At 69.9% G+C, this 26487-nt stretch carries 18 protein-coding genes; 4 read left to right on the forward strand and 14 right to left on the reverse strand.

Annotation, left to right across the window (positions count from 1 at the left end; genetic code table 11):
• Window positions 1-69: 69 nt before the first annotated feature.
• The 10 genes from B7438_RS05450 to B7438_RS05495 all read right to left on the reverse strand — a co-directional run bounded on the left by B7438_RS05450 (window position 70) and on the right by B7438_RS05495 (window position 13036).
• Complete coding sequence (locus B7438_RS05450) at window positions 70-975, reverse strand: oxygenase MpaB family protein (RefSeq protein ID WP_085368534.1); 906 nt, start codon at window positions 973-975, stop codon at window positions 70-72.
• Window positions 972-1535 (reverse strand): YbaK/EbsC family protein, encoded by a 564-nt coding sequence (locus B7438_RS05455; RefSeq protein ID WP_085368535.1) that lies wholly within the window; start codon window positions 1533-1535, stop codon window positions 972-974. The genes B7438_RS05450 and B7438_RS05455 overlap by 4 nt, the downstream gene beginning before the upstream one ends.
• An 85-nt stretch (window positions 1536-1620) precedes the next feature.
• Window positions 1621-3126 (reverse strand): Asp-tRNA(Asn)/Glu-tRNA(Gln) amidotransferase subunit GatB, encoded by a 1506-nt coding sequence (gatB, locus tag B7438_RS05460; RefSeq protein ID WP_085368536.1) that lies wholly within the window; start codon window positions 3124-3126, stop codon window positions 1621-1623.
• Window positions 3126-4673: an Asp-tRNA(Asn)/Glu-tRNA(Gln) amidotransferase subunit GatA gene (gene gatA / locus B7438_RS05465; RefSeq protein WP_085368537.1), complete on the reverse strand. Its 1548-nt coding sequence runs from the start codon at window positions 4671-4673 to the stop codon at window positions 3126-3128. Before gatA ends, gatB begins: the two co-directional genes overlap by 1 nt.
• 9 nt (window positions 4674-4682) lie before the next feature.
• Window positions 4683-4979: an Asp-tRNA(Asn)/Glu-tRNA(Gln) amidotransferase subunit GatC gene (gene gatC, locus B7438_RS05470; RefSeq protein WP_085368538.1), complete on the reverse strand. Its 297-nt coding sequence runs from the start codon at window positions 4977-4979 to the stop codon at window positions 4683-4685.
• Window positions 4980-5016: 37 nt separating this feature from the next.
• Window positions 5017-6765 carry an alkaline phosphatase family protein gene (locus B7438_RS05475; RefSeq protein WP_085368539.1) on the reverse strand — a complete coding sequence of 583 codons (1749 nt, stop codon included), beginning with the start codon at window positions 6763-6765 and terminating at the stop codon, window positions 5017-5019.
• Window positions 6766-6804: 39 nt separating this feature from the next.
• Window positions 6805-8115: an alpha/beta hydrolase gene (locus B7438_RS05480; protein WP_085368540.1), complete on the reverse strand. Its 1311-nt coding sequence runs from the start codon at window positions 8113-8115 to the stop codon at window positions 6805-6807.
• A 173-nt stretch (window positions 8116-8288) separates the two neighbouring features.
• Window positions 8289-10604: an NAD-dependent DNA ligase LigA gene (gene ligA, locus B7438_RS05485; RefSeq protein ID WP_085368615.1), complete on the reverse strand. Its 2316-nt coding sequence runs from the start codon at window positions 10602-10604 to the stop codon at window positions 8289-8291.
• Window positions 10605-10660: 56 nt separating this feature from the next.
• Window positions 10661-11764, reverse strand: a complete 1104-nt coding sequence (gene mnmA, locus B7438_RS05490; protein ID WP_179150729.1) for a tRNA 2-thiouridine(34) synthase MnmA — start codon at window positions 11762-11764, stop codon at window positions 10661-10663.
• A 78-nt stretch (window positions 11765-11842) separates the two neighbouring features.
• Window positions 11843-13036 carry a cysteine desulfurase family protein gene (locus B7438_RS05495; RefSeq protein ID WP_085368542.1) on the reverse strand — a complete coding sequence of 398 codons (1194 nt, stop codon included), beginning with the start codon at window positions 13034-13036 and terminating at the stop codon, window positions 11843-11845.
• Window positions 13037-13088: 52 nt separating this feature from the next.
• Between B7438_RS05495 and glgX the strand changes: the two genes are divergently transcribed.
• Together glgX and ybaK are read left to right on the forward strand one after the other, a co-directional pair.
• The gene (gene glgX, locus B7438_RS05500) at window positions 13089-15206 is read left to right on the forward strand and encodes a glycogen debranching protein GlgX (RefSeq protein ID WP_085368543.1); all 2118 of its coding nucleotides are present in this window, start codon (window positions 13089-13091) and stop codon (window positions 15204-15206) included.
• Between the two features lie 29 nt (window positions 15207-15235).
• Window positions 15236-15706 (forward strand): Cys-tRNA(Pro) deacylase, encoded by a 471-nt coding sequence (gene ybaK / locus B7438_RS05505; protein WP_179150730.1) that lies wholly within the window; start codon window positions 15236-15238, stop codon window positions 15704-15706.
• Window positions 15707-15709: 3 nt separating this feature from the next.
• Here the strand turns inward: ybaK and glgP are convergent, their stop codons facing one another.
• Window positions 15710-18283, reverse strand: a complete 2574-nt coding sequence (glgP, locus tag B7438_RS05510) for an alpha-glucan family phosphorylase (RefSeq protein ID WP_085368545.1) — start codon at window positions 18281-18283, stop codon at window positions 15710-15712.
• A gap of 56 nt (window positions 18284-18339) precedes the next feature.
• Here glgP and B7438_RS05515 point away from each other — a divergent pair, with 56 nt between their 5' ends.
• Both B7438_RS05515 and glgB read left to right on the forward strand, forming a co-directional pair.
• Entirely contained in the window at window positions 18340-20418 is a 2079-nt protein-coding gene (locus B7438_RS05515; RefSeq protein WP_373270187.1) for an alpha-1,4-glucan--maltose-1-phosphate maltosyltransferase, read from the forward strand.
• A complete protein-coding gene (gene glgB / locus B7438_RS05520) occupies window positions 20418-22628 on the forward strand; it encodes a 1,4-alpha-glucan branching protein GlgB (RefSeq protein WP_085368546.1) in 2211 nt (736 codons plus the stop codon). Before B7438_RS05515 ends, glgB begins: the two co-directional genes overlap by 1 nt.
• Here the strand turns inward: glgB and B7438_RS05525 are convergent.
• From B7438_RS05525 to B7438_RS05535, 3 genes are all read right to left on the reverse strand, one after another.
• On the reverse strand, window positions 22609-23394 hold the full coding sequence (locus B7438_RS05525) for an SDR family oxidoreductase (RefSeq protein ID WP_085368547.1): 786 nt from the start codon (window positions 23392-23394) through the stop codon (window positions 22609-22611). The genes glgB and B7438_RS05525 overlap by 20 nt on opposite strands.
• Before the next feature lie 67 nt (window positions 23395-23461).
• A complete protein-coding gene (locus B7438_RS05530; RefSeq protein ID WP_085368548.1) occupies window positions 23462-24457 on the reverse strand; it encodes a tetratricopeptide repeat protein in 996 nt (331 codons plus the stop codon).
• On the reverse strand, window positions 24454-26349 hold the full coding sequence (locus tag B7438_RS05535) for a hypothetical protein (protein ID WP_085368549.1): 1896 nt from the start codon (window positions 26347-26349) through the stop codon (window positions 24454-24456). Before B7438_RS05535 ends, B7438_RS05530 begins: the two co-directional genes overlap by 4 nt.
• Between the last annotated feature and the right edge of the window lie 138 nt (window positions 26350-26487).

Below are 26487 nucleotides of genomic sequence, written 5' to 3' on the forward strand. Positions count from 1 at the left end.
CTCGGGTCCGCTCTCCACTGAGCGGGCCGGCTGGAGACAGGCTAACCCCAAACGACGCCGAGCAGGTCCTCAGTCCGCCGCGAGGCGCGCCAGGCGACGGCGGGCGGCGAGTTCGGCCTGCGTCTGCGGGCCGAGCAGCACCCCGGCTCCCGCGAGCACGGTCGCCGCCGCCCTGTCCACGGGGAACACCCGGTCGAGCGGTGTCGTGCGGAGGCCGAGCATCGCGCGGTGCCGTGGTTCGAGGCTGGCGACGGCCGCCCGGAAGACCACCCGGTACGACGGCCGGAGCATCCTGCGCAGCGGAGGATGCCGGATGAACTGCACGATCTCCTCCACCTCCGGTCCTCCGCGCAGCTCCCCGTCGTCGGTGTACGCGCCGATCTGCGCGCGCAGCTCCGCCGCACTGCGCGGCGGCTCCGCGACGCCCATCAGCTCACCGGCCGACGCCCACTGCGACACGTAGCCGTCCGCTCCACCCGGGATGGGACTTCCCCAGCGCTCGTGCGCCGTCAGGAACGCGTCGGTGAAGGCGATGTGCACCCAGGCCGCCAGTTCCGGATCGTTCGCAGAGTACGGCCGCGTGACGCCGTGGCCGTCGACGAACGTGCCGGTGACCCTCTTGTGCATCGCTTTCACCATCTGCGTGCTCGCGATGGCCTGACCTGTGCTGCCGAACGTGACCGTGTGGATCCACTGGATCGTGCCGGCCAGACGCCCGAGCGGATCCTCCCGGTAGCGCGAGAAGTCCCTGACCCCGGCGAGAGCTCCGGGATGCAGCGCCTGCAGCAGGAGCGCACGCACCCCGGCGACGAGCGTCGGCATCCCGCCGTGCACCACCCAGGGCGCGCTTCCCGCTTCGAAGAAGCCGGCGTCCTCCCCGTCCTCCAGACCGAGCACCCAGCGGGGCACCTCGTCGGAGCGTCCGGCCAGCGTCTCGATGAGGCGCGAGCGGACGGGTTCGAGGATGCCGGTCATGCGCCGGCGCCGAGCGCATCCAGGCCGAGACCGTCGACGACGCGGGCGTTCGGCAGCTGCCCGAGCAGGCGTCCCGGCAGCAGGATCTTCGACCGGCGGACGCCGGAGCCGATGATGACCACGTCGGTCTCCGCGACGCGCGCGTCGACGAACACCGGCCACTCGGCGGGCAGGCCGATCGGCGTGATGCCGCCGTACTCCATCCCGGTCAGCTCCACGGCGCGGTCCATCGACAGGAACGACGCCTTGCGCACATCCAGCAGCCGCTTGACCGTGTTGTTGACGTCGGCGCGCGTGGTCGCGAGCACCACGCAGGCCGCGATCCGCTCGACGCCCTCGCGCTTGCCTGCAACCACCACGCAGTTGGCGAGCGTCGCGGCATCCAGGCCGAACCGCTCGCGCGTGGCCGCCGTGTCCGAGATGGCGGGGTCAATCTCCACCACGCCGACATCGTCCAGCCATCCGGATGCGGTCAGCGCCCCCGCGGTCGTCGGCGCGAGCAGTTCCGTGGCAGTGGAGGCGGGGGCCGTGGTCAGCCCGCCGAGTGTGAAGACGCCCATCCCCCTAATCTGCATCACGCGCCGCCCGAACGCCAACCCCGCCGCGCCTCCGTCGAAACAGAAGCGCGGCGGGGTCTGAGCGTTGCTACTCGGCGGAGCCTGCGCGCTCGAGTACGAGCTCGCGCACGCGGGCGGCGTCTGCCTGGCCCTTCATGGCCTTCATCACGGCGCCGATCACGGCACCGGCGGCCTGGACCTTGCCGTCGCGGATCTTCGCGAGCACGTCCGGCTGCGCGGCCAGCGCCTCGTCGATGGCGGCGATGAGCGCTCCGTCGTCCGACACGACCGCGAGGCCGCGCGCATCCACGACCTGCTGCGGCGAGCCCTCGCCGGCGATGACGCCTTCGAGCACCTGGCGGGCGAGACGGTCGGTGAGCGTTCCCGCCTCGACGAGGCCGGCCAGCTCGGCGACGTGCCCCGGGCTCACCAGCGTGCCAGCCGGAACGCCCTGTGCGTTCGCCAGGCGGGCGATCTCGCCGGACCACCACTTGCGGGCGGCGGCCGGGGTCGCACCGGCGGCGATGGTCGCCTCGACCTCGTCGAGGAGGTCGGCGTTCGCGATGTCCTGGAACTCCAGCTGCGTGAAGCCCCACGCCTCGATGAGGCGCTTGCGGCGCAGCGACGGCTGCTCCGGCAGGGTGCCGCGCAGCTCGTCGACCCACTCGCGCGCCGGGGCGACGGGAACCAGGTCGGGCTCCGGGAAGTAGCGGTAGTCGTCCGCGTCGGACTTCGGACGTCCAGCACTCGTGGTGCCGGTGTCCTCGTGCCAGTGCCTGGTCTCCTGGACGATCGTGCCGCCGGCGGCGAGAATCGCGGCCTGGCGCTGGATCTCGTAGCGCACCGCACGCTCGACCGAGCGCAGCGAGTTGACGTTCTTGGTCTCCGTGCGGGTTCCGAGCTTTCCGGAGCCGCGGGGACGCAGGGAGACGTTCGCGTCGCAGCGCACGTTGCCCTCTTCCATCCTGGCGTTGGAGACGCCGAGCGCCTTCACGATGTCGCGGATCGTGTGCACGTAGACGCGCCCGATCTCCGGAGCGTCGTGCTCCGCTCCCTCGATCATCTTGGTGACGATCTCGACCAGCGGGACACCGCCGCGGTTGTAGTCGACCAGCGAGTAGTCCGCGCCCTGGATGCGTCCGGTCGCCCCGCCGACGTGCGTCAGCTTCCCGGCGTCCTCCTCCATGTGCGCGCGCTCGATGTCGACCGTGATCGTGCGGCCGGACTCCAGCTCGATGGTGACCGCGCCCTCGAAGGCGATCGGCTCGTCGTACTGCGAGGTCTGGAAGTTCTTGGCCGTGTCCGGGTAGAAGTAGTTCTTCCTAGCGAACCTGCTCGACTCCGCGATCTCGCAGCCGAGGGCGAGGCCCAGCCGGATGCTCGACTCGATGGCCTTCTTGTTCACCTGCGGCAGACCGCCGGGAAGACCCAGGCAGGTGGGGCAGGTGTTCGTGTTGGCACCGGAACCGAACTCGTTCGCGCAGCCGCAGAACATCTTCGTCTTGGTGTTCAGCTCAACGTGCACCTCGAAGCCGAGCACCGGCTCGAAGAGTTCGAGAGCCTTGTCGTAGTCCATCAGTTCTGCTTTGGCCATCAGACGGCTCCCTCTTCGCTCGCGAACATCTCGGTGGCGCTCAGGTCGGGCGCCTGACTCAGCAGGGTGCGACCCCACTTCTGCTCCAGGAGCTGCTCGAGCGCTGCGCCGATCGTGTACAGCCTGGCGTCGGCACGCGCCGGCGTCATCAGCTGCAACCCGACGGGCAGGCCGTCCTCGGGCGCGAGGCCGATCGGCAGGCCCATGCCCGGCACGCCGGCCAGGTTGGCCGGGATGGTGGTGATGTCGTTGAGGTACATCGCCATCGGGTCTGCGAGCTTCTCGCCGAACTTGAACGCCGTGGTCGGCGCGCTCGGGCTGACCAGCACATCCACCTTCTCGAAGGCGGAGGAGAAGTCGCGCTGGATGAGCGTGCGCACCTTCTGGGCGCTGCCGTAGTACGCGTCGTAGTATCCGGCGCTCAGGGCGTAGGTGCCGAGGATGATGCGGCGCTTGACCTCCGGGCCGAACCCGGCGTCGCGGGTGGCGGACATGACGCGCTCGACCGTGACGGGTCCCTCCGCCGGGTTGGTGCGCAGACCGAACCGTACAGAGTCGAAGCGGGCCAGGTTGCTGGACGCCTCTGCGGGGAGGATCAGGTAGTACGCGGCGACCGCGTACTCGAAGCTGGGGGCGCTGACCTCGACGATCTCCGCACCGGCCGATTCGAGCAGCGCGAGCGCCTCGTCGAAGCGCTGCTTGACGCCCGCCTGGTAGCCCTCGCCGGAGATCTCCTTGATGACGCCGACGCGGATGCCCCGCAGGGCTCCGTCGACGAGTCCGGCGCGCGCGGCGTCCGCCATCGACGGCCAGGTGTCGCTGAGCGACGTGGAGTCGAGCGGGTCGTGCCCGCCGATCACGTCGTGCAGCAGACCGGCGTCGAGCACGGTGCGGGACACGGGGCCGACCTGGTCGAGCGAGCTGGCGAGCGCGATGGCGCCGTACCTACTGACGCCGCCGTACGTCGGCTTGACGCCCACCGAGCCGGTGACGGCTGCGGGCTGGCGGATCGACCCTCCGGTGTCCGACCCGAGCGCGAGCGGAGCCTCGAACGCGGCGACCGCAGCGGCGGAGCCACCGCCCGAGCCACCGGGGATGCGCTCCAGGTCCCACGGGTTGCGGGTGGGCCCGTATGCGGAGTGCTCCGTCGACGAGCCCATCGCGAACTCGTCCATGTTGGTCTTGCCGAGCGGCACGAGGTCGGCCTCGCGCAGCTTGCGCACGACGGTCGCGTCGTACGGAGGCAGCCAGCCCTCGAGAATCTTCGATCCGGAGGTCGACGGCATGTCGTTGGTGGCGAGCACGTCTTTGATGGCGATGGGAACGCCGGCGAGTGCCGACAGCTTCTCACCGGATGCGCGGCGCGCGTCGATCGCGGCGGCGGTGGCGAGCGCCTTCTCCCCCGCGACGTGCAGGAACGCGTGGACGTCGGCATCCACGGCCTCGATGCGGTCGAGGTGGGCGCGGGTGGCGTCGACGCTCGACACGTCTCCTGCGGAGAGCAGGTCGGAGAGGGCGGCGGCGGAGAGCCTGGTCAGGTCTGTCATTCGTGCGTCCTACTCTTCGTCCAGGATGGCGGCGACCTTGAACTTGTCTCCGTCGCGGTCGGGGGCGCCGGAGAGCGCCTGCTCAACGGTCAGAGACGGCCGCACGTCGTCGTCGCGGAAGACGTTGGTGAGCGGCAGCGGGTGGCTGGTGGCAGGGACGTCCGGTCCGGCCACCTCTGTGACCTTCGCGACCGCTTCGACGATCTGGCCGAGCTCGCTGGTCAGGCTCGCGATCTCTTCCTGGCTGAGGTCGATCCTGGCGAGGTTCGCCAGGTGCGCGACCTGCTCTGCACTGATTTCGGACATGCGTCTCCGTGGTGACTCGTGGGTGGACTCACCAATTCTATTGCGCGCCGAAGAGTCCCGTTCCCAGACGGGTCACCGCGTCGTACGCCTCCTTGTATGTGCGGGGCGTCTCCTCCTCCGGCAGCCCGTAGCGCGCCTGCAGCAGTCCGACGAGGCCGATGCCCGGCGGGCTGAGCGGCCGGTCGTCGTCGCCGGGCGCCGGCGCCTGCTGCTCCGGGTTGGCCGGGAGGAACTGCGGATGCGTGTCCGGCCAGGTGCCCGGCTGTCTCGGCGTCGACCTGTTGACGGCGTTGTCGATCGTCGCCGCTCCCCTGTCCCTATCGGTCAGGTGCTTGAGCTTGTGCTTCTTCACGAGCGTGCTGACCACGGCCGCGTGGTGCATCTCCTCGTTGATGATCGTGCCGCGCTGCGTGTACGCCGAGATTGCGATGGTGGGAACGCGGACGCCGAGCCGGTCGAACGTGAACCCCATCTCGCCCGGCCCCGAGCCGTCCGGGGGCGTCGCCGGACCGGGGACGGCGTGGTCGTACGTGCCTCCGTGCTCGTCGAACGTGACGAGCAGCATCGTGTTCAGCGCGTTGGAGCCCTTCGCGCTGCGCGACGACCGCACGGCGCTGTACACCCGGTGCAGCAGCAGGTCGCCCGCCCGCACGTCGGAGATGGCGCCGCCCACGATGATCTGACCGTCGACGTTCTCCTCGGTCATCGGGCCGCCGGGTGGATGCATGTCGTTGTGGTCGTAGAGCAGCCGCGGCTCCACGAACGCGTACGCGGGCAGGGTGCCCTCCTCCACATCCCGATAGAAGTCGGTCATCGTACGGAAGTTGCTGTGCCAGTACGGCTCGAGCACCGGAGCGTGGATGAAGCCGGTGAGGGAGATGATCTGACGGTCGTCGAAGTAGACCCGCCAGCTGATCCCGGCCTCTTCGAGCCTGTTGAAAATGGTCGGGGAGTCGTTGGCGGCGTCGAACCACTTCTTCAGCCCGCCCTCTCCCCCATTGGTGACGTAGCCGTGCGAGGTGGACGCGTGGAAGAACGAGCGGTTGCAGAAGGTCTGGGACGGAACGGCGCAGTGCCAGTCGTCGTAGACGGCGAACTGCTTGGCCAGGGTGGAGAACACGGGAAGCATGTCCGGCGTGAACGAGCCCATCACCCTGCGGTACTCCTCGGGGACGGGGTCGCGCTTCAGGTCTTTGCGGAGCTCGCCGACATAGTCCTGCACGAACCCCTTCATCCGCGCCTCCGTGCCGGCGGGCGGAGCGTTGAACGGCGGCAGCATCTCGCGCTCGCGCGCTGTCGCGTTCGTGGCAGGGTCGACGGTGCCGAACAGCTGCGTGTTGACGTGCGGGTACGCCTCTCCCGGGTCGGGAGACGGCTGCCGCATCACGAAGTCGGTGGTGCCCTCGTACGGATGCGCCGCGACGACGCCTCCTGCCGGGTCCGGATTGCTGTACTCGCCGAACGCGAGGCCGTCGAACCTCTTCCCCGCCGGGAGGTTCTTCTCGTCGTAGAGGTAGCCGAGCAGGTTGTCGAACGACCGGTTCTCGTACATGAGCACGATCAGGTGCTCGAAGCCCGGCTTGTCCGGCACGGGAAGCGGCGGGTACTCCTCGCCGGTCTCGTGCTCGACCTCCTGGGCGGGATGCGACGCGACCGATGCACCGATCGCCCCACCGGCGACGCCGCCGACGGCCGCACCGATCCCCGCGATCCCCGCCGTCTTCAGGAAGGCACGCCGGGACGGAGCGGGCTGGCCCACGTCGCGCTCGTCGTCATCCGGCTGCATCGTCTCCCATTATGCGCGCAGCAGGGCGGCCGTCCAGGGTCAGCGCGCCGAGGCGGTCACGACGCCGCCGGACGATCCCGTCCCGCTGATCACCAGGCGGCCCTGGTCGATGCCGATCATGGCGAGGTTGCGCATGCACTCCGTGCCGGCCGTGAAGTACTCGTTGTGACCGGACGAGCCGCTGAGGTTCTTGCCGGTGATCGGGTCGACAGCTCCTCCCACATCCATCCGCTGCGCGCCGTAGGACGCGGAGCCCGGGTCGCTTCCGAAGAACGCGCTGTGCACGACCGGGTCGAGGTCGGCCTGGCCGACGAACACGTTGCCGCCGCGCACGCTCAGCTGCTGCACCGACTGCGCGTCGCTGCCCGGCGAGCCCATCAGCGCCAGCGCATCCACCGTCACCGTGTGCCGCTGGAGGGCGAGTAGCGCGGCCGTCGACCCGTAGGAGTGCGCGAGCACGCTCAGGTACGGCGGGTTCTCCTTCCGCAGCTCCTGGATGCCGACCAGGGTGCGCTCCAGGCTGTCCGCGCCCTCTTCGGCGAGCTGCATCCCGCCGATGTTGGTGAGCACGGGCGTCTGGTAGCCGATCCAGGCGACCACGGCGACGCCCGGCGCCCCGCCGGAGGAACGCGGCCCGAGGAGTCTGTGCAGGAACGCGGTCTGCTCGTCGTGAAGATTCTGCGCGACCTTGGCCCAGTCGACGATCTGCTCCCCCACCGACATGTACATGCCGGGCACCAGCACGCTCACGTAGCGCGCGGTCGACAGGTCGCCGACGACGATCGACGCTCTGGCGTCGTCGGAGGTGTCGAGGTTGACCAGGGTGCGCTTCACGCCGTCCTTGACGGTGAGGGCCTTCTTCACGTTGTCCAGCGTGGTGAGCCTGCGCTCCAGCTCCAAGCGCACGGCCTTGCCGTTCTCGGTGGTCAGTCGCTTCGTGGTCGAGGCGATCGTGCGGCTGAGGTCGATCGCGTTCGCCTTGCCACGGACCGAGTACGGGATGCCCTCCAGGTTGCCGATCACGTGCGGGGCCTCGGCGACGAGCGCCGCCTGCTTGACGGGGTCGAGCAGGCGCCAGACCGCGGAGACGTCACCGGCGCGCGGCGGCGTGACGAGCATCCGGTCGAGGTCGGCCTTGTGCGCGCTGACGAAGCCGGGCACCGCGGCGGCGCTCAGCCCGGCGATGGAGCCGAGCAGCGATCCCGGCGCGACGGCCGACGTCCCGCTGCCGGAGGGAGCATCGGCGACGACCGTGTCGTACGAGGAGGCGCTGTAGCTGTATGCCGCGATCGGAGGGAGATCTGCGGGCGCGACGGAAACCCCGGTCAGCCCTGTGGCGACCGAGGTCATGGCGATAACAGCTGCAAAGCCGACCAGCACTCCGTCCGGGTCCCTCCGAGAGCGACGAGCTAAGCCCTTGCAGTGCGCCCCGGGCGAGCGCACTCTTCGATGCTATCGGTAGCGCGATCGCGTCAGGCCGGTCATTCTACCCCCTGTTCAGGCGTAGACGGACCAGTCCTGGCTCAGGATTGCTCGTCTACGGCCTCCGAATCGCCCGAATCGTCCAGAGCAGACGGCCCAAGCTCGACAAGAATCCGAAACTGCTCCGCGTCGAGGATGCGCAGCCCAAGCGCCTCCGCCTTCGCGAGCTTCGACCCTGCGCCCGGTCCGGCAGCGACGAAATCGGTGTTCTTCGACACGCTGGATGCTGCCTTGCCGCCGGCGGCGATGATCGCCTCCTGCGCGCCCTCCCTCGTATAGCCCTCCAGAGAGCCGGTGGCGACGACGGTCAGCCCGGCGAGCACGCCGCCCGCCTCCGCCGCTGCACCAGGACCGGGATGCCCCGGCGTCGCGAACTGCACGCCGTCCGCGGCCCAGCGCTCCACGATCTCGCGGTGCCAGTCCACCTCGAACCAGGCGAGCACCGCGTCGGCGATGATCCCGCCGACGCCGTCGACCGCGGCCAGCTCGTCCCTGGTGGCGGTGCGGATCGCATCCAGCGACCCGAAGTGGTTGGCCAGCGCCCGGGCGGCGACCGGACCGACGTGCCGGATGTTCAGGGCGACCAGGATGCGCCAGAGCGGCTTCACGCGCGCCGCGGCCAGGTTGGCCAGCAGCTCGACCGCGTTCTTCGACGGCACGTGGTCTTCGTCTCCGCCGAACTCGGCGGCGTCCGGGTCGTACGCGCTGTCCTTCTTCTGCCGGCGGCGGCGGAACGGGGTGTCCGTCTTCTCCGCGCCGGAGTCGGTGAGCTTGGGCAGCCCGGTCTCCGAGTCGCGCACGACGACCTCGACAGGGAAGATGTCTTCCATCCGGAGCCCGAACAGTCCGGCCTCGGTGGGGAGCGGTGGTGTCGGCGGGTGCAGCGGCTGGGTGAGGGCGGCCGCGGCCACCTCCCCGAGCGCCTCGATGTCGAGCGCACCGCGCGACCCGATGTGCTCGACGCGCCCGCGCACCTGGGCCGGACAGAACTCGGAGTTGGGGCAGCGGAGGTCGATGTCGCCCTCCTTCGCGGGGGCGAGCTTCGTGCCGCACTCCGGGCAGTTCTCCGGCATGACGAACTCGCGCTCCGTGCCGTCGCGCAGCTCGACCACCGGGCCGAGGACCTCGGGGATCACGTCGCCCGCCTTGCGCAGCACGACGGTGTCGCCGATGAGGACGCCCTTGGCCTTGACCACATCCTGGTTGTGCAGCGTGGCCTGGCGCACCTCCGAACCGGCCACCTTCACCTTCTCCATGACGGCGAACGGCGTCGCACGCCCTGTCCTGCCGACGCTCACGACGATGTCGAGCAGCTTGGTGTTGACCTGCTCCGGCGGGTATTTGTAGGCGATGGCCCAACGCGGCGCACGGCTGGTGGCTCCCAGTTCGTCGTGCAGCGCCAGCTCGTCGACCTTCACCACGATGCCGTCGATCTCGTGCTCGACGCTCGCGCGGTGCTCGCCGAAGTATTCGATGAACTCGGCGACCTTGTGGGCGTCGTCGAACACCCGGTAGTGCGACGAGGTGGGCAGGCCCCACTCCTTCAGCAGGTCGTAGACCTCGGACTGGCTGGCCACCGGCGGGTTGGCCCACGCTCCGATGCCGTGCACGAGCATGTGCAGTCGCACCAGCCTGTTGTGCATGAGCGCGAGCTGCGCCTGGTTCTTGTTCTCCGCCTTCTGGCGCAGCGACCCGCTGGCCGCGTTGCGCGCGTTGGCGAAGACCTTCTCGCCCTGCTCCAGCTGGGCGGCGTTCAGGGCCTCGAACTCGGCGACGGGGAAGAACACCTCGCCGCGCACCTCCACCAGCGGAGGGTGGCCCGTGCCGGACAGCTTCGCCGGGATGGCCGGGATGTACCGGATGTTCTCGGTGACGTCTTCGCCCACGACGCCGTCGCCGCGGGTCGCGGCGCTCACCAGCGTGCCGTACTCGTAGCGCAGGTTGATCGCGAGGCCGTCGATCTTCAGCTCGCTGAGGTAGTGGACCCGGCGCCCTGCATCGCGCTCCACCTTGGCCGCCCACGCCTCGAACTCCTCGATCGAGAAGACGTTGTCGAGGCTGAGCATGCGCTCGGCGTGCTCGACCGGCGCGAACAGCGTGGTCTGCGCGCGACCGCCGACGGTCTGGGTGGGGCTGTCCTGGCTCTGCAGCTCGGGGTGCAGACGCTCCAGCTCTTCGAGCCGCTGGATCATGCGGTCGTAGTCCTGGTCGCTGACGAGCACGGTGTCGCGCTCGTAGTACGCATCCCGCAGCTCCAGGATGCGCGTGGTCAGTTCCGCGGCCTCGGCACGGGCGTCCGTGTCGCTCTGCGCCGTGCTGCTGTCGATGTCGTCGTGCGTGCTGGTGTCGTCTGCCACGACAGACAGCTTATTCACCACCACCGACGTCCAAGCGGGGGCGCGCCCCTCGGCGCCTAGCCGACGGGGACGGCGGAGACCGTGCGGTCGATGGTGGTCTGGCCGAGCACGCGCGTGCCGACGTAGACCACGGCGGTCTGGCCGGGGGCGACGCCGTTGAGCGGCACGTCCGGGCGGATCACCAGCTCGCCGTCGCGCACCACGGCCACGGCGGACACAGGGTCGGCGTGCGCGCGGATCTGCACGTCGCAGGCGAACTCCTCGCCGGCGTCCTCCGGAGCGCGGCCGGCCCAGGTGAACCGGGAGCCGGCGATCTCGGCGATGTCGAGCGCCTCCTTCGGGCCGACGACGACCGTGTTGTCCTTCGGGCGCACCTCGAGCACGAAGCGGGGCTTCCCGTCGTCCGACGGGTAGCCGATGTTGAGGCCCTTCCTCTGGCCGACCGTGAACGCGTGGGCGCCATCGTGGCTGCCCAGCCGGTTGCCCTCTCTGTCGAGGATGTCGCCGGTCTCCGCGCCGACGCGGTCGGCGAGCCAGCCGCGGGTGTCTCCGTCCGGGATGAAGCAGATGTCGTGCGAGTCCGGCTTGGTGGCGACGCTGAATCCGCGCTCCGCCGCCTCGGCGCGCACGTCGGCCTTCGACGGCGTGGCACCGAGCGGGAACATCGCGTGCGCGAGCTGCTCGGAGGTGAGCACGCCGAGCACGTACGACTGGTCCTTGGCCCACGCGCTCGCCCGGTGCAGCTCGCGGTTGCCGTCGTCGTCGGTCAGGATCGTGGCGTAGTGGCCGGTGCAGACCGCATCGAAGCCGAGGTCGAGGGCCTTCTCGAGCAGCGCGGCGAACTTGATCTTCTCGTTGCAGCGCATGCAGGGGTTCGGCGTGCGGCCTGCGCTGTACTCCGCGATGAAGTCGTCGACCACGTCGAGCTTGAAGCGCTCGGAGAAGTCCCACACGTAGTACGGGATGCCGATGATGTTGGCCGCGCGCTGCGCATCCATCGAGTCCTCGATCGTGCAGCAGCCGCGGCTGCCGGTGCGCAGCGTGCCCGGCATCCTGCTGAGCGCCAGGTGCACGCCCACCACTTCGTGCCCGGCGTCCACGGCGCGTGCCGCCGCCACCGCAGAGTCCACCCCGCCGCTCATCGCTGCCAAAATCTTCACCCGGCGATTGTACGCGCCCACCCTGGATGCGGTCGCCGGGCCGGACGGGCGCACCAGTGAGCGCGCCAGCCGAACGCGTCAGGCGAGCCGGGAGGCGCGGGTGGCCAGCCCGGCGCGGGACGCCTGGGCGTACGCGGACGGGAGGGCGGCGAGCAGCGCATCCACGTCGGCGTCCGTGGTGGTGCGGCCGATGGTGAAGCGGAGGGCGCTGCGGGCGTCGTCCTCGCTGCGGCCCATCGCCAGCAGCACGTGCGACGGCTCCGGGATGCCCGCCTGACAAGCGGAGCCCGTGGAGACGGAGACACCGGCGAGGTCGAGCAGGAACAGCAGCGAGTCGCCCTGGGCGCCCGGGAAGGTGAAGTGCGCGTTCGAGGCGACCCTCTCGCCGCTCTCCGGATCCGGCCCGCTCAGCCGCGCCTCGGGCACGGCAGCCTGCACACCGTGGATCAGCCGATCCCGCACCGCGGTCAGCCGCGCGCTCTCCTCCGCCAGCTCGGCGGCCGCCGCGCGCGCCGCCACGGCGAACGACACCGCAGCAGCAACATCCTGGGTGCCGCTGCGCACCTGCCGCTGCTGGCCGCCGCCGTGCACCAGAGGCACGACGCTCGCGCTGCGGGAGAGCACGAGCGCGCCGATGCCGACCGGTCCGCCGATCTTGTGCGCCGACACGCTGAGCGCCGCGACGCCGAGCGAGGAGAAGTCGATCGGCAGGTGCCCGTACGCCGCCACCGCGTCGATGTGCGCCGGCACGCCGGCCGCCGCGGCGAGCGCCGCCAGTGCCTCGACGGGCTGGATGGTGCCGACCTCGTTGTTGACGGAGAGAAAGGTGAGCAGCGCTGTCTCGTCTGCGCGTGCGGCGAGCGCATCCCGGGCGGCGTCGAGCCGGATGCGGCCGTCGGCGTCCAGGGGCAGCCAGTCCGCCTGTGCGCCTTCGGCGTTCTGCAGCCAGTCGATCGTGTCGATCGTGGCGTGGTGCTCTCCTCCCGGCGCGAGGATGCGCGGCCGGTGGGCGCCCGTGTTGCGCTGCCAGTACAGTCCTTTGATCGCGAGGTTGATCGCCTCGGTGCCTCCCGAGGTGAAGACCACTTCGATCGGGTCGCAGCCGAGGGTGGCGGCGACAGTCTCTCTGGCCTCTTCGAGCATCCGCTTGGCCTGCTGGCCCTGGCTGTGGATGGACGAGGGGTTGCCGACGACGCCCATCGCCTCCGCGTACGCGGCGATGGCGTCCGGCCGCATCGGCGTGGTGGCCGCGTGGTCGAGGTAGACAGGCACCGGCCCTCCTTCGCTCAGATCGGCTCGTCGGCTATTCACTACTGTAGATCGCATGAGCCCCGCTGATCCTCTGCGCAACCTCGGCGTCCGCGTCGGCACTCACGGCGGCGAGCTGCGGGTGTGGTCCGAGCACGCCGACGGCATGGAGCTGTGCCTGTTCGACGCGAAGGACCCGAACTGGCTGGTGAAGACCGTGCCGATGACCAAGGATGCGAACAACGTCTGGGTGGGCAGGTCGCGCTCGCTGGCCGTTGGCGCCCGGTATGCCATCCGGGTGTCCGGCCCAGCGTCTCCCACCAACGTGTTCAATCCGGAGACGATGCTGCTCGACCCGTATGCGCGCGGGCTGGTGCGGGTGGGCTCCGACGGGTGGCGCGGCACGGTCGTGGCGGACGGCTTCGACTGGGGGGACGTGCGCAAGCCGAACATCCCGCTGGATCACACTGTGGTCTACGAGGCGCACGTGAAGGGCATCAGCAAGCTCAACCCCGGTGTGCCGGAGGAGCTGCGCGGAACGTACGCAGGTCTCGCACACGAGTCGACCATCGGCTACCTGAAGGATCTGGGCGTCACCGCCGTCGAGCTGCTCCCCGTGCAGGCGTTCGTCTCCGAGCAGCGGCTGCTGCAGCAGGGGCTCACCAACTACTGGGGATACAACACCCTCAACTTCTTCTCCCCGCACGCCCCGTATGCGTCGCGTGCTGCGCAGGCGGCCGGTCCGGATGCGGTGCTCGCCGAGTTCAAGGGCATGGTCAAGCTGCTGCACCAGGCCGGGCTCGAGGTCATCCTCGACGTGGTCTACAACCACACGGCCGAGGAGGGGCTGGGCGGTCCGCGCACCAGCTTCCGCGGCATCGACAACGCCACCTACTACCGGCAGGACGAGACCGGCGCGTACATCGACGTGACCGGATGCGGGAACACCCTGAACTTCGGGCATCCGGTCCCCATCCGGCTGGTGCAGGATTCGCTGCGCTACTGGGCGAATGAGATGCAGATCGACGGGTTCCGGTTCGACCTGGCCGCGACGCTGGGGCGCGGGGCGGACGTGCAGTACAGCCCGGAGCATCCCCTGCTGCAGAGCGTGCTCAGCGATCCGGCGCTGGCCGACGTGAAGATGATCGCCGAGCCGTGGGATGTCGGGATGGGCGGCTGGCAGACGGGGAACTTCCCGGCCGGCTGGTCGGAGTGGAACGACCGCTACCGCGACAGGGTGCGGAACTTCTGGCTCGCCGACATCGCGGAGGCGAGGAGGAACGGGAACCCTCCGGTCGGCATCGGCGGCTTCGCGACCAGGCTCGCCGGGTCGTCGAACACCTTCTCGCCGGAGCGCGGACCGCTGGCGTCCGTGAACTTCGTGACGGCGCACGACGGGTTCACGATGGCGGATCTGACCGCGTACGACGTGAAGCACAACCTCGGCAACGGCGAGAACAACCGAGACGGCACCGACAACAACCGGTCGTTCAACCACGGCATCGAGGGCGTGACGACCGACGAGGCGGTCCTCCTCGACCGGCACAAGGCGATCAGGAACCTGATGGGCACCCTGCTGCTGTCCGCCGGCGTGCCGATGATCACCTCCGGCGACGAGTTCGGTCGCAGCCAGCGCGGCAACAACAACGCATACTGCCAGGACAGCGAGCTCACCTGGCTGAGCTGGCTGCGCACCCGCGAGCAGCGGGAGATGTACGACACCACCCGGCGGCTGCTCGAACTCCGCAGGGACAATCCCGCGCTCCGTCCGAGCAAGTACGCGGTGTTCGGTCAGTCCACCAAGAACGCCAGCCACATGGACTGGTTCGACGCGTCCGGCGCGCTGATGGACGACGAGGACTGGAACTCGCCGGAGAACCGCACCCTGCAGTACCTGGCGGCGTCGACGCCCGACCAGGAGGAGTTCAACCGCATCCTGCTGATCGTGCACGGCGTCGAGGACGACGTGGAGGTGCGACTCCCCGTCGCACCCGGCGTCGACTCGTACCGGCTGCTCTGGGACAGCGCGACCGAGGTGCCGATCGACGAGGAGCACGAGACACTCGCCCCCGGCGCCACCCGGCTGGTGGGAGGCGCGTCGATGCAGCTGTTCCGCGCCAACGGCCCGCGGCTGGAGCCGTCGGAAACGGCCGTCCAGCAGCACCCGGCCGAGGCAGCGGAGGCAACGGCGTAGTGGCGAAGGCGAAGTCGCCGTCCGGGAGAATGGCAGGCACCCCGGCGACCGTCGCGCTGACGGCGGCCGGCATCCCGTTCACGGTGCACGCGTACGACCACGACCCGGCGGCCGCCTCGTACGGGCTGGAAGCGGCGGAGGCGCTCGGCGTCGAACCCGACCGCGTGTTCAAGACGCTGCTCGCCGACACCGAGCTCGGCCTCGTGGTCGGCGTGGTGCCGGTGACCGGGATGCTCGACCTCAAGGCGCTCGCCGCTGCCGTAGGCGCCAAGCGCGCGACGATGGCCGATCCGGCCGTCGCCGAACGCAAGACCGGCTACGTGGTCGGTGGCATCAGCCCGATCGGGCAGAAGACCAGGCTCCGCACGGTGCTGGACGAGACGGCCCAGCTCTGGGATACGGTGTTCGTCTCCGGCGGCAAGCGCGGGATGGACGTGGAGCTCTCCCCCACCGACCTCCTCGCCGTCACCGCCGGAGAGCTCGCGGCCATCGCCGCCTGACGGTCAGCTCGCGACCGCCACCAGCCCCAGTTCCGCATCGGAGATCAGCAGCGGGTTGCGCGGCACGACGCGCACCGTGTAACCGAAACCGCCTGCGTGGTCGAGCTCGACCGTTCCGCGGTACTCGCGCGCCACGGTCGGGTCGTCGACGCCCGGCTCCGCTTCGTCGACAGCGAGCGCCTCGTGGCGAACGTCGGTCAGGTCGTCGCCCTCGTGGCTGCGGCCGTAGACCAGCTGCACCTCCACGTCGTCCGGGCTCAGCCCGCCCAGGTGCACCAGTGCGCGCACGTGCAGCTCGTCGCCGACCTGCGGCACAGCATCCACACCTCCGGCGTCGACGTGGGCGACCGTGACGCCCGGCCAGGCTGCGCGGACACGTGACTTCCAGGCGGCGAGGCTGCGGGCGGCGGCGAAGCCGTCTGCGGTGAGCCTGCGCTCGAACGTGGTGGCGGGAACGTAGAGGCGGGTGACGTACTCGCGCACCATCCTGCCCGCGCTCAGCTCGGGCGACAGCGTGGAGAGGGTGTGCCGGATCTGGCCGACCCACCTCTCGGGCACGCCGTCGCTGTTGCGGTCGTAGAACCGCGGGGCGATCTGGTGCTCGATCAGGTCGTAGAGCGCCTCGGCTTCGAGCGCGTCGCGCTCCGCCCCGTCTCCCGCCGCGTCGGCGGACGGGATCGCCCAGCCGTTCTCCCCGTCGTAGAACTCGTTCCACCAGCCGTCCAGGATGGAGAGGTTGAGCGCGCCGTTCAGCGCCGCCTTCATCCCGGAGGTGCCGCACGCCTCGAGCGGGCGCAGCGGGTTGTTCAGCCAGATGTCCGTGCCGGGGTAGAGCAGCTGCGCCATCCCGATGTCGTAGTCGGGCAGGAAGACCATGCGGGTGCGGATGTCGGGCTCCGAGGCGAACTGCACCAGCTTCTGGATGAGGCGCTTGCCCTCGTCGTCTGCCGGATGCGACTTGCCGGCGATCACGATCTGCACCGGCCGGTCGGCGTTCAGCAGGATGGACCGCAGCCGCTCCGGGCTGTGCAGCATCAGCGTGAGGCGCTTGTACGTCGGGACGCGCCGGGCGAACCCGATGGTCAGCACGGACGGGTCGAGCAGCTCGTCCATCCAGGCCGGGGCGATGCCGCCGGGGTTCTGCGACTCCCACGCGGCCTGCAGGCGGCGCCGGGCGTCCTCCACCAGTTGCTCGCGCATCCTGGTGCGCACCGACCACAGGTCGAGGTCGGTGACGGCCTGGCCGTTGGCCCAGTCCGCTGCGGTGGTGTCGTCGGTGCCGAGGCGTTCCTCGGCGAGCGCGAGCAGCATCGGGTCCGTCCAGGTGGGGGCGTGTACGCCGTTGGTGACCGAGTCGATCGGCACCTCCTGCGCGTCGAACCCCGGGTAGAGCCCGTTGAACATCTGCCTGCTGACCTCGCCGTGCAGCCGCGAGACGCCGTTGGCGTGCTGGCCGAGCCGGAGGCCCATCACAGCCATGTTGAACACGTCCGGCGAGCCGCCCGGGTAGTCCTCGGCGCCGAGGGAGAGCACCTGCTGCGGGTCGACGCCCGGCAGGAGGTCGGTGGAGAAGTAGCGCTGGACGAGAGGGGTGTCGAACCGGTCGATGCCGGCGGGGACCGGGGTGTGCGTGGTGAACACCGTTCCCGCACGCACCACCTGTAGCGCCTCGTCGAAGGTGAGGCCCTCGCCGATCAGGTCGGAGATGCGCTCCAGGCCGAGGAACCCTGCGTGGCCCTCGTTGGTGTGGAACACCTCGGCGGCCGGAGTTCCGGTCAGGTCGTTCCACGCCTTGACGGCGCGCACGCCGCCGATGCCGAGCAGCAGCTCCTGCAGCAGGCGGTGCTCTCCTCCTCCGCCGTACAGGCGGTCGGTCACCGAGCGCAGCCGCTCCTCGTTGTCTGGGATGTCCGTGTCGAGCAGCAGCAGCGTCACACGTCCGACGGCGACCTGCCAGACGCGGGCGTGCAGCACGCCGTCGGGGAGGGCGAGCGTGATCTGCACCGGGGTGCCGTCCGGGTTGCGCAGGACGGACAGCGGAAGGCCGTCCGGGTCGAGCACCGGGTAGCTCTCCAGCTGCCAGCCGTCCGGTGTGATCGCCTGGGCGAAGTATCCCGAGCGGTAGAAGAGGCCGACGCCGACGAGAGGCACGCCGAGGTCGCTCGCGGCCTTGAGGTGGTCGCCGGCGAGGATGCCGAGGCCGCCCGAGTATTGCGGCAGGGCGGCGGCGATCCCGAACTCCGGGGAGAAGTATGCGATGGAGTGAGGAGCGGAATCGTCGAGCGACTGGTACCAGCGCGGCTCGCTCAGGTATGCACGCAGGTCCTCCCGGATGTGGGAGGCCCAGTCGACGTAGCCCTGGTCGGCGGCGAGTTCGGCGAGCCGAGCAGGCTCGACGGCGCCGAGCAGCGCGATCGGATCGTGGCCAACCTGCTGCCACAACTCGGGCGCGATCCTCGCGAACAGCTGGCGGGTCGGCTCATGCCAGGACCAGCGTAAATTGCCTGCAATCTCTTCGAGAGCAGAGAGATTCTCTGGCAGGACGGCACGGACGGTGAACCTTCGGATAGCCTTCACGCTGCCACTCTAGGGGAGCCTGATGTCCGGCACGTTAATGCGTGTACGGTCGGGGTGTGGCAAAGAGTGCAGCGACCAAAACAGTATCGGCCGGACAGCCTGCATCCCCTGCGGACGGCGGCGCACCGGCGCAGACCGACTACGTTCCCCTGCTGGGGCGCATCCCGATCCTGGGGCTCTCCCCCCAGGTGGACGACGGCCTCTGGCCGGCGGCGGCGTTCAGCGGTGAGGTGATCCCGTTCCGGGCCACGGCGTTCAGGGAGGGCCACGACCAGATCGGCGTCGACCTACTTCTGCTCGACCCGAACGGCGTGCAGACCGAGCACAGGATGCACCCCGTCGACCCGGGCACCGACCGCTGGGAGGTGCTCGTCCAGCTGGAGACGGAGGGCCTCTGGAAGTACCGCGTGCAGGCGTACGCCGACGAGTACGCCACCTGGCGGCACAACGCGGAGGTCAAGATCCCGGCCGGCATCGACACCGAGCTGATGCTGACCATCGGGCACGAGCTGCTCACCCGCGCGGCGACGGACAAGCGCCGCAGCACGGCGGAGCGCCGCCACCTCACCGAGACCGCCAAGGTCGTCGCCGACACCACCAAGACCGTGGACGAACGGTTCGCCGCCGCCATCGAGCCGCGCGTCGCCGGGATCCTCACCGTGCGCCCCGTCGTCGACCTGCCCACCCTGTCCGCGACGCGCGGCGTGCAAGTGGAGCGCACCCGCGCGGGCGTCGGCAGCTGGTACGAGTTCTTTCCGCGCTCCGAGGGCGCGAAGAAGCAGCCGGACGGCACCTGGAAGTCCGGCACGTTCCGCTCGGCGGCGAAGCGCCTGCCGGAGGTCGCCGCGATGGGCTTCGACGTCGTCTACCTGCCGCCGATCCACCCGATCGGGCGGACGTTCCGCAAGGGGCCGAACAACACGTTGGATGCGGGACCCAACGACCCTGGTTCGCCCTGGGCCATCGGCTCGGCGGAGGGCGGCCACGACGCCATCCACCCCGACCTCGGCACGGAGAAGGACTTCGTCTACTTCGTCGGCAAGGCCAAGCAGGCCGGGCTCGAGGTCGCGCTCGACCTCGCGCTGCAGGCCGCACCGGACCACCCGTGGGTCACCGAGCATCCCGAGTGGTTCACGACCCTGCCGGACGGCACGATCGCGTACGCCGAGAACCCGCCGAAGAAGTACCAGGACATCTACCCGATCAACTTCGACAACGACCCGGAGGGCCTGCGCGAGGAAATCCTGCGCATCGTCCGCTACTGGATGTCGCTCGGCGTCCGCATCTTCCGCGTCGACAACCCGCACACCAAGCCGCTGGCGTTCTGGGAGTGGCTGATCCGCACGGTCAACGCCACCGACCCGGATGTGGTCTTCCTCGCCGAGGCGTTCACCCGCCCCGCGATCCTGCACACGCTCGCCAAGGCGGGCTTCCAGCAGTCGTACACCTACTTCACCTGGCGCAACACGAAGGAGGAGCTGGAGGAGTTCCTCACCGGCCTCGCTACAGAGACGGCGGACTTCCTGCGCCCCAACCTGTTCGTCAACACCCCGGACATCCTCACCGAGTACCTGCAGTTCGGCGGCCCGGCCGCGTTCAAGGTGCGCGCGGCCATCGCGGCGACGGCCGCGCCGACCTGGGGCGTCTACTCCGGCTTCGAGCTGTACGAGAACGTCGCCCGCGCCGGCGCGGAGGAGTACATCGACAACGAGAAGTACGAGTACCGCCCGCGCGACTACGGCAGGGCGCAGACCCTCGGCCAGTCGCTCGCGCCGTACCTGACCATGCTCAACCGGGCGCGCAGCGAGCATCCGGCGCTCCGCCAGCTGCGCAACCTGCGGGTGCACGCCAGCGACGACGACTCGATCCTCGTCTACTCCAAATACCTCGCCGGCGAGTTCACCCGCAGCGGCAAGCCGGATGCGGTCATCGTCGTGGCGAACGTCGACCCGCACTCGGTGCGCGAGACGATGGTGCACCTCGACGTCGCCGCGTTCGGCGTCGAGCCCGGCGCCCTGTTCGAGGTCAAAGACATCGTCACGGGTGCGAAATGGACCTGGGGGGCCGACGACTACGTCCGGCTCGACGCGTTCACCGAGCCCGTGCACATCCTTACCGTGAAGGCAGGTTCCTGATGAGTCCCATCCCCGAAGGCGCGGCAGCCGTTGAGCTCCCCACCCTCGACGACGGGCTGCTCCTCGCCGTCGCCACCGGCAGCTACCACGACCCGCACGCCATCCTCGGCCAGCACGCGGTCAGCGCGCCGGGCGTCGCAGACCGCATCACGGTCATCCGGACGCTGCGCCCGCTCGCCAGCGAGGTGACGGCTGTGCTGTCGACCGGCGCGCACATCGAGCTCGCGCACGTCGCCCACGGCGTCTGGCAGGGCATCGACATCATCGGAGCCGACACGTACACGATCGAGGCCCGCTACCCGGACGGCAGCGTCTGGGACGCAGAGGACCCGTACCGGTTCGCGCCCACCATCGGCGAGCTGGACATCCACCTCATCGCCGAGGGCAGGCACGAGCAGCTGTGGACGGCTCTCGGAGCGCACCTCCGCGAGATCGACGGCGTGCACGGCACGGCGTTCACCGTCTGGGCGCCGCACGCCCGCGCCGTGCGGGTAGTCGGCGACTTCAACGACTGGGACGGCGAACGCCACTCCCTGCGCAGCATGGGCTCCTCCGGCGTCTGGGAGATCTTCCTCCCCGGCATCGGCGCCGGGGCGATCTACAAGTTCGACCTGCTCGGCCAGAACGGCGCGTGGGTGCGCAAGGCGGACCCGATGGCCAGGCAGGCGGAGACTCCCCCGGCCACCGCCTCCGTCGTCACCGCCTCCGAGCACGTCTGGGGCGACGACCAGTGGATGCGCGACCGCTCCTCCCACGACGCCCACTCCGGTCCGATGAGCATCTACGAGCTGCACTTCGGCAGCTGGCGGCCGGGCCTCGGCTACCGCGAGGCCGCCGACCAGCTGATCGACTACGTCGGCGCCCTCGGCTACACGCACGTCGAGTTCCTGCCGCTCGCGGAGCATCCCTTCGGCGGATCGTGGGGATACCAGGTCACCGGGTACTACGCGCCGACCAGCAGGTTCGGCTCCCCCGACGACCTGCGCTACCTGATCGACCGGCTGCACCAGGCCGGGTTCGGCGTGATCATGGACTGGGTGCCCGGCCACTTCCCGAAGGACGACTGGGCGCTGGCCCGGTTTGACGGGCAGGCGCTCTACGAGCACTCCGACCCGCGCCGCGGCGAGCAGAAGGACTGGGGGACGTACGTCTTCGACTTCGGCAACTCGCAGGTGCGCAACTTCCTCGTCGCGAACGCGCTCTACTGGCTGGAGGAGTTCCACGTCGACGGCCTGCGGGTCGACGCCGTCGCCTCGATGCTCTACCTCGACTACTCCCGCGCTGACGGCGAATGGCTGCCGAACATCCACGGCGGCCGGGAGAACCTGGAGGCGATCAGCTTCCTGCAGGAGGTCACGGCCACCTCGTACAAGCGGAATCCGGGCACGGTGATGATCGCCGAGGAGTCCACCAGCTGGCCGGGCGTCACCCAGCCGACCTCCTCCGGCGGCCTCGGCTTCGGCCTCAAGTGGAACATGGGCTGGATGCACGACGCGCTGCAGTACATCGAGGAGGACCCGATGTACCGCAGCTACCACCACAGCGAGATCACCTTCTCGTTCGTCTACGCGTTCAGCGAGAACTTCCTCCTGCCGATCAGCCACGACGAGGTCGTGCACGGCAAGGGCTCGCTGCTCGGCAAGATGCCGGGCGACCACTGGCAGCAGCTCGCGAACGTGCGGGCATTCCTCGCGTTCATGTGGGCGCACCCCGGCAAGCAGCTGCTGTTCATGGGCCAGGAGTTCGGGCAGCCGTCGGAGTGGAGCGAGGAGCGCGGCCTCGACTGGTGGATCCTCGACCAGCCGTCGCACCGCGGCCTCTGGGACCTGGTGGCCCAGCTGAACGCCGTCTACAAGGCCACCCCCGCGCTCTGGGCGCTCGACAACGATCCGGCCGGCTTCGAGTGGATCGACGGCTCGGACGCGGCGGGCAACGTCGTGTCGTTCTTGCGCAAGGACGCGGACGGCTCACCGATCGCCGTCGTGATGAACTTCTCCGGCGCCCCGCACACGGGCTACCGCGTCGCGCTGCCGTTCGCCGGTCAGTGGGAGGAGCTGCTGAACACGGACGCCGAGGCGTTCGGCGGCTCCGGAGTCGGCAACCTCGGGGCGGTGGATGCGGTGGACGAGCCCTGGGCAGGACGCCCGGCGTCCGCGCTGGTCACGCTTCCCCCGCTCGGCGCCCTGTGGCTCAAGCCGCGTTCGAGCTGAGCCAGGTGGCGTAGTCGATGCCGGGCAGGGCAGCATCCGGAACCAGGTTGCTGCCCGCCCGGAGGAACGTGCCGAGCTGACCGCCGAGCCGCACCGGCACGATCGCGCCGCGCGCGCCGGTGGCCGCCTTCCACTGCTCCGCGAGCTCCCTCGTGGTCTCGACCTTCGGGCCGCCGACCGTGAGCGTGGAATCCTCCTCGCCCTGGCCGTCGACGGCGTCGACCAGCAGCCGGGCGACATCGGTGACCGCGATCGGCTGGAAGCTGGTCTTCGACGGAGCCGGGATGACGCCCGCCTTCCCCCGCGCGAAGATCGACGACACGAAGTCGTGGAACTGCGTCGTGCGCAGGATGCGGGTGCTGAGCGGAGACTCCCGGTAGACGCGCTCCTGGGCGGCCTTGGCGCGGTAGTAGCTGTACCCGGACTGATCGACGTTCACGATGGACAGCAGCACGGCCTGGTGCACGCCGAACCGGGCCGCGGTGTGCAGCAGGTTCTGCGAGCCGTGGGCGAAGACGTGGGCGGCGGTCCTGCCGGAGCCGTTGGTGGTGTCCACCAGCACGTCGACGCCCTCGAGCACCGCTTCGAGCCCGTCTCCGGAGACGACGTCGGCCGTCTCGTACACGGCGCCGAGCACATACTGCTCGCTGTCGTCGTCCGGCACCCGGCGGGAGGCGACGATCACGTCGTGGCCACGGCCCACGGCTTCATTGGTGACGGCGCGACCGGCGAGGCCGGTTCCTCCGACGACGAGAACGCGGGCCATGCAGGGGCCTCCCGGCAGATCGATACGATGCGGTTAGGAGCGGAAGCCGCTGGGGCCGGTGATCGGCTCAGTACAGCAGCGACGCCAGCCTAGCCCGCGCCTTCACGACGCGCTGGTCATCCACACCGACGATCTCGAAATAGTCCAGGATGCGCGTGCGCACCGCGTCCTTACCCGCGGCGTCGAGCTTCGGGAACAGCGTGAGCAGCCGGTCGAACGCGTCGTCGACGTGTCCGCCGGAGATGTCGAGGTCGGCCACGAGCAGCTGCGCGTCCACGTCGTCGGGGGCGGAGGCCCCGGCCGAACGGATCTCGTCGAGCGACTTCCCTGCCAGGCGCGCGAGCAGGCTCACCTGGGCGAGGCCGGCGACGGCCATGCTGTCGCGCGGGTCCTGGGCGATCGCGGTCTTGTACTCGGCGATGGCCGTGTCGAAGTCGCCGCGCTCGATCGCCTCGTACGCCTCCGCGTGGTGCGGGGGAAGCGGCTCCGGCGTCGGCTCCGCCTGCTCCGCCGCGTCTCCGGCCTCCGACACGGCTGCGCCGTCGACGGCCGCGCGTCCGGTCACGCCGTTCTGGGCGGCGAGCTGCAGGAGCTGCTCGAACACGTCGCGCACCTGCTGCTCCGGGATCGCCCCGGCGAAGAGCTGCACGGGGCGTCCGCCGATGACGGCGGCGACGGCGGGGATCGACTGCGCCTGGAACGCCTGCGTGAGCTGCGGGTTCGCATCCACGTCGACCTTCACCAGCACCAGGCGGCCGCCGTACTCGGCGATCAGCCTGTCCAGGATGGGACTGAGCTGCTTGCACGGCTCGCACCACTCGGCCCACAGATCGACGACCACCGGGACGGTCATCGAGAGGTCGAGGAAGTCGTTAAAGTTGGCGTCCGTGCCCTCGAAGTAGAGGCTCGGCAGGGCGACGTCGCCGCCCTGCTCCCCCGCCGGTGCCGTTCCGGCGGCCGCGCCGGCCGCTGCGGGCTGCCCGGACGTCATGGCCCGGTTCACGAGCGAGGTGAGGTCGACGGCTCCGCGCAGGTTCGTGGGGCTCGGCGGGATCTGGCTCATTGGACTTCCTTGGCTGAGACGAGGCCCTGGGCGAAGCCCAGGAGGGTGATCTTGGAGGACGAGCCCGCCGGCGGCACGTAGAACGCCAGCTGGTATCCGTAGGTGGATGCGATGCCCGTCTTGGACGACGCTACTCCGGAAAGCGCGGCGGAGGTCGGCCCTGCGTCCACTTCCGCTCCGGCCTCGACGACGCGCAGGGTCTGCGTCTCCTCGAGGTTGACCCAGACGATCGCACCGGAGTCGTTGGTCGCCATCGCGATGTCCGGTCCTGCGCCGACCGCGCTGGTGAAGTCGAGCGACGACGTCGCGCCGAACTTCTGCTGCAGCTCGGCCTTCTGCTGCGCCTTCCAATCGGCGCCGACCTGCGTGCGCAGGGTGTCGCCCTCCGGGCTGAACAGCGCGGCGGACGTGCTCGCGTCCCCGTTCATCAGCACGTCGCCGTATGCGGCGGCGAGTTCCTTCGGGGGCAGCTTCAGCAGCTTCGAGTCCGGCGGCACGACGGCGGAGCCGATGCTGGCCGGAGCGAGGTTCGGGACCTTGGCCTTCGGTTCGAGCGAGACGGCGTACGTCACGAGGTAGTTGTCGCGCGGGGTCTCCTGAACCAGCGTCAGCGCGAGAGGAGCCTGGGCCGCCCCGTTGGCGTCCTTCGGCGTCTCCACCACGGCGGTGACCGTGCGCGGCCAGGTGTCCGTGGCTTGCGGGAGCGAGAGCACGATCGGGCTGGCCGGGATGGCCGGAAGAGCGGGCTCGTCCGCCTTCTTGGCGCGGATGGCGTAGTTGGCCTCGCGCAGCTGCAGGGCAGGACCGGTGAAGCGCTGCTTGGCGATGGCCGGGTCGGCCTTCGCGTCGGCCGTGGTCGCCGTGGCGGAGATGCGCTTCACGATGCGCTCCAGCTGCGGCACGGTGACGGCGGGGGGAAGCTGGTCCTTGGCCTTGGGCAGCTCGGTGGTGATGGGGCTCGCCGTGCGGATCGGGACGGAGGACGACTGCACGGAGCCGATCGAGCATCCACTGAGCGCCAGGGCGCCGACGAGCGTGATCGGCACGGCGACCATCGAGCGCCTGACCGACCGACGGCCCTTCGGGGTGGCCTCGACGGCCTTGGACGGCTTGTATTTGGGCGCCTTCGGCAGCTTCGGCATCTTCGGTCCGCCCTTCCTGCGCGGGCCACGCGACTTGCGGATGGCGTACAGGCCCCAGAGGTAGAGGCCGATGCCCACCACCAGCAGCACGAGGCCGCCGATGATCAGCGGGAAGGCGAACGGGGTGCTCGAGTCGACCGGCCAGGTGACGCGGATCTGGTTCGGAGCAGCCTTCGTGCCGTCTCCGGCGACGATCACGCTGATGCTGTCCGGGACGTTCATCCTGGTGACCTGCGCGTCTTCGCCGTCGAACTCCTCCAGCCACATGTCGGAGCCGGCCGGGTTGGGGTTCGGCGTGGCGGCCGCGTCGCCCGTCGTCGCGCCCTCCGCCGGGGTGGTCGTCGCCGGGTCGGCGGGAGCGGCCGGGGTGGACGTCGGGGCGGGAGTGGCCGTCGACGTCGATTCACCGTCCGTCGTCTTGGTGGTGACCGTCTTCATCGTGATGTCGCCGGTGGTCTTGTCGAGCCCGAGGCTCACGTACTTCTCGGAGCCCAGCCAGGCCTTCACGTCGGCGGTCCTGCCGTACGCGACCACCTGCGACTTGGCGTCTCCGCCGCTCACCGACAGGGTCTGCTGCCCGGGATGTGCGTTCAGCACGGCACCGTCGATCACGATGAATCGAGGGTCGCCTTTGACAGTCGTGGTCGCGGCGATCTGCGACGGGGGCGCGAAAACCGTGCGCTGGGCGATTCCCGCGACGATCATGACGGCCGCCACGACGAACGCGACGATGGCGAGTACGAAACGCAAGCAAGCTCCTTCTGTGCCGGAGACGACGGGAGGCACAGTTACACAAAGATACCGGGTCACCCTGGGAGCCGTCTAACCATTGCCTCCACGGATGCACTGTCCACCGGTGCGCGCCCCTGGCTTGAAATGTAGGATCGT

Origin of the sequence: Leifsonia sp. NCR5, from assembly GCF_002105485.1 — a bacterium.
Taxonomy (GTDB): domain Bacteria; phylum Actinomycetota; class Actinomycetes; order Actinomycetales; family Microbacteriaceae; genus Leifsonia.

Bases quoted from the DNA above. Each gene is read 5' to 3' on its own strand.
- gatA (WP_085368537.1), bottom strand. From the start codon at position 4,673: ATGACAGACCTGACCAGGCTCTCCGCCGCCGCCCTCTCCGACCTGCTC.
- gatB (WP_085368536.1), bottom strand. From the start codon at position 3,126: ATGGCCAAAGCAGAACTGATGGACTACGACAAGGCTCTCGAACTCTTC.
- glgB (WP_085368546.1), top strand. From the start codon at position 20,418: ATGAGTCCCATCCCCGAAGGCGCGGCAGCCGTTGAGCTCCCCACCCTC.
- B7438_RS05480 (WP_085368540.1), bottom strand. From the start codon at position 8,115: ATGACCTCGGTCGCCACAGGGCTGACCGGGGTTTCCGTCGCGCCCGCA.
- B7438_RS05455 (WP_085368535.1), bottom strand. From the start codon at position 1,535: ATGGGCGTCTTCACACTCGGCGGGCTGACCACGGCCCCCGCCTCCACT.
- B7438_RS05525 (WP_085368547.1), bottom strand. From the start codon at position 23,394: ATGGCCCGCGTTCTCGTCGTCGGAGGAACCGGCCTCGCCGGTCGCGCC.
- glgX (WP_085368543.1), top strand. From the start codon at position 13,089: ATGAGCCCCGCTGATCCTCTGCGCAACCTCGGCGTCCGCGTCGGCACT.
- B7438_RS05450 (WP_085368534.1), bottom strand. From the start codon at position 975: ATGACCGGCATCCTCGAACCCGTCCGCTCGCGCCTCATCGAGACGCTG.
- B7438_RS05475 (WP_085368539.1), bottom strand. From the start codon at position 6,765: ATGCAGCCGGATGACGACGAGCGCGACGTGGGCCAGCCCGCTCCGTCC.
- B7438_RS05530 (WP_085368548.1), bottom strand. From the start codon at position 24,457: ATGAGCCAGATCCCGCCGAGCCCCACGAACCTGCGCGGAGCCGTCGAC.
- gatC (WP_085368538.1), bottom strand. From the start codon at position 4,979: ATGTCCGAAATCAGTGCAGAGCAGGTCGCGCACCTGGCGAACCTCGCC.
- ybaK (WP_179150730.1), top strand. From the start codon at position 15,236: ATGGCAGGCACCCCGGCGACCGTCGCGCTGACGGCGGCCGGCATCCCG.